The sequence below is a fragment of the Phaeobacter sp. B1627 genome (genome assembly GCF_006265095.1).
In the GTDB taxonomy this organism is placed as follows: domain Bacteria; phylum Pseudomonadota; class Alphaproteobacteria; order Rhodobacterales; family Rhodobacteraceae; genus Epibacterium.
The window spans coordinates 1-479 of record NZ_VCNK01000124.1 but is presented as its reverse complement, the minus strand read 5'-3'; the positions used below and the strand labels follow the sequence as shown (position 1 = coordinate 479).

Below are 479 nucleotides of genomic sequence, written 5' to 3'. Positions count from 1 at the left end.
AAAGCTCTGACGGTCTCCAAGGAGTCGCTTCATGGCGGCGTGATCGCTTTCGATCCGATTGTTGCGCCATTTATCGGTCGATGCGCTGGATGCTGTCAAAATGCGGGTCATAGCTGTGGTTGATCTCGCGGATGACGCGCCGATAGGCCTTCGCCTTGTCGGTACAGATCGCAACGGGCCGATGCAGACGGACACGCTCGATCGCCTTGTAGAGAAAGGATTTGGCCGCCTTCGCATCCCGCCGCCCGGTGAGGCGGAAGTCGACCATCTGGTCATTTGCATCAATGGCACGCCAGAGGTAGCGCCACTTTCCGCCGACGCGGATATCGGTTTCATCGACATGCCAGTCGAGGCTCGCCCGGCGCAGATGCTTCTCGGTGCGCTTGGTCAGTTCTGTGCCGAACTTCTGGACCCAGCGATACAGCGTTGAGCGATCAACCGTGACGTCGCGCTCTGCCAGAAGATCGACGACATCCTGA

General features: G+C 59.1%; 1 protein-coding gene. It reads right to left on the bottom strand.

Going from position 1 to position 479, the window contains the following annotated elements:
* Positions 1-70 precede the first annotated feature (70 nt).
* On the bottom strand, positions 71-479 hold a 409-nt coding region (locus FGE21_RS19950; protein WP_255731683.1), incomplete at its 5' end, for an IS6 family transposase.